At 62.7% G+C, this 2,962-nt stretch carries 2 protein-coding genes; both read left to right on the top strand.

Annotation, left to right across the window (positions count from 1 at the left end; genetic code table 11):
- A partial coding sequence (gene prfB, locus VIW95_RS10380; protein WP_331586117.1) for a peptide chain release factor 2 occupies window positions 1–802 on the top strand: 802 nt, incomplete at its 5' end.
- A 259-nt stretch (window positions 803–1,061) separates the two neighbouring features.
- On the top strand, window positions 1,062–2,962 hold a 1,901-nt coding region (locus tag VIW95_RS10375), incomplete at its 3' end, for a penicillin acylase family protein (protein WP_331586115.1).

Here is a 2,962-nt window from a genome sequence, read left to right as displayed (position 1 = left end):
GCTCGATCGCCAGGAACTGCGGCTGATGCTGAGCGGCGAATACGATCGACTCGGCGCGATCCTTTCGATACATCCGGGCGCCGGCGGCCAGGAGGCGCAGGACTGGGCCGAGATGTTGCTGCGGCTTTATCTGCGATGGGCCGAGCGGCGCGGCTTCAAAACCGAGATTGCGGACTTGCAACCGGGCGATGGCGCTGGAATCAAGAGCGCGACCGTCACCGTCGAAGGAGATTTCGCGTACGGATATTTGCGGGCCGAGGCCGGCATTCATCGGCTTGTGCGAATCTCGCCGTACGACTCGAACGCGCGACGGCATACGTCGTTCGCTTCGGTCTTTGTGTTCCCGGAAGTCGACGACACGATCGAGATCGTGATCAATCCCGCGGATCTGCGAATTGATACGTTTCGCGCCTCAGGCGCAGGCGGTCAGCACGTCAACAAGACCGACTCCGCCGTGCGTTTCACGCATCTCCCGACCAACATCGTCGTGACCTGCCAGAACGAACGCTCGCAGCATAAGAATCGTGCGATGGCGATGAAGATATTGCGCGCGCGGCTGTTCGAACTCGAGCAGCGCAAGAAGAAAGAAGAGCTCGAGAAATTCAGCAAGGACAAAAAAGATATCGCGTGGGGCAGCCAGATTCGCTCCTACGTCCTGCAGCCGTACCAGATGGTCAAGGACCATCGCACCGGCGTCGAGGTCGGCAACACCAGCGCAGTACTCGACGGCGCGATCGACGATTTCATCCAGGCCTACCTGATGGGCGTCCGCAAAGGCGACGCCGACTCAGTGCCCAATTAATTGAATGTGGAACCCGCGTGGGTTCCACACCTCCTTCGGCAGGGGTGACCCCTGCACCCGGTATCAGGAAAAGAAAAGATGCGGGACTTCGTCCCTGTTAGAAAGGTTTGAAGGCCGCGGCGCGGTCTTTCTTACCTCGCCCGTTATTTTACGGGAGAGGAGGCCGGCGGGCGCAGCCGCCGGTAGGTGAGGGTTCTGCGATTCAACCTGCACCTCAGGCACTTGCACGCACAGTCTTTGCCGATGCAGTGTGCATCCAATGGCGCAGCATCCAGCCGAGGTTTCGCGACGCCGTTTCTATCATTCGCCGCGAGCGCGCAGACGCGCCGTGGTCGGGCTCGTCGTCGCGTTCGTCTTCGTGGCGGTGGTAACCGGGCTGTTCTACCAAACGACCCTTAGCGGGCTCGCGCCCGAATCTGGTGTCGTCAAGCTCGACGGGCTGAGTGCGCCGGTCAAGGTGATTCGCGACGCGGCCGGCATTCCGCACATCTACGCGCAGAACCGGCTCGACCTCGCGCGCGCTCTCGGCTACACGCAAGCGCAGGATCGATTGTTCCAACTCGAGATGCGCCGGCGGCTGGCGGAGGGGCGTCTCGCCGAAGTGTTTGGCGCCGACCTGGTCGAAAGCGATTACGTTTACCGGCTGTTCGATCCTGAGAAATTTGCGCACGACAGCGTCGCGATGTACCCGCCCGAGATGCGTGCACAGCTGGACGCGTTCGTCGGCGGCATCAACGCATACATCGACGCTCATCAGAACAGTCTCGAGCCCGCATTTCGGCTGGTCGGTATCAAGCCCGCGCACTACACGGCCGAGGATCTCGAAGCGGGCGCGCTGACGATTGCGGTGCTGCTCGGTTACAACGCGACCGAGGAATCGCTGTACATGAACCTCGCGCCGAAGATGGCGCCGAGCGAGATCGCCTCGCTGATGCCGGTGTATCCGACGCTCCCGCTGGAGCCGCCGCCGCCCGAGACGACCGCGGCCTTCGGCGGCGCGAAGCTCGCGTTTCATCTCGCGCCCGGCTTCGCTCGACTCGGCCACCTGGGCATCCCGGCGAGCAACAACTGGGTGGTCGATGGCACCATGACGATGTCGGGCAAGCCGATGCTTGCGAACGACCCGCATCTGCCGCAATCGATGCCGTCGATTTGGTACGAGGCGGTGCTGGTCACTCCCGACGGTTTCACCTCGGGCGCGTTGGCTGCTGGTTCGCCGGCGGTTGCGATCGGCACTAACGGCCATGTCGCGTGGGGTGTGACCAGCGTGTGCGCGGACGTGATGGATCTCAGCCTCGAGCATCTGTCTGCGGACGGCAAAAGTTACGAGTTCCAGGGAAAGTGGCTCCCACTCGAACGGCGCGACGTGACGATTCACGTCAGAGACGCGGCCGACGTGACGCGGACGATTCTCTCGACGCAGCACGGGCCTATCGTCAGCGATGTGCTCGCGCGCGAGGACAATCCGCTGAGCAGCGTCAAGGTGCGGGGAAATTACGCGCTGTCGATGCGCTTTGCGGGGCTGACTCCCGGCCCGTCGTCAGCGTCGGGATTCGGCTCGGCCACCGCGCGCTCGGGAAAGGAGCTGGTCGAGGCGTATCGCACGTTCACTACGACGCCGCTCAATCTGGTTTGGGGCGATGATTCAGGAAATATCGGATGGAAAATCGTTGGCGCGATACCGAATCGCGCGAGCTTCGACGGCAAGTACCCGACTCCCGGCTTCACCGGGAAATTCGAGTGGAACGGGATGCTTTCGTTCGACAGTCTGCCGCATAGCGAGAATCCGCCGAACCATTTTATCGTCACCGCCAACAATCGGCTGTCCGACGTGTCGTGGAATGGAAGCTGGGCGCCGCCGTGGCGCTACGACCGTATCTCGGACCTGCTGCGCGCGCGCGAGAAGATGACCATCGATGATTTTAAAACGATCCAGCGCGATCGCGTGTCGCTCTTCGCGCTCAAGCTGCGCGACGCGCTCGTGCAGGCGGGTGACGGCGACGACCAGGACGTGCGATGGGCGCTCGGCGAAATCCGCCGATGGGACGGCGCGATGACGTCGAACAGCAGGCCCGCGGCGATCGTCGCTGCGGCTGAAGTCACGCTGGCGCGGCGGGTGTTCAAGCCGCTGCTGAGCGACGACTACAAGTCGTTCATGCT

Origin of the sequence: Binatus sp. (SeqCode) (assembly GCF_036522015.1) — a bacterium.
In the GTDB taxonomy this organism is placed as follows: Bacteria; Desulfobacterota; Binatia; order Binatales; family Binataceae; genus Binatus.
This window is presented reverse-complemented; position numbering and strand designations above follow the sequence as displayed.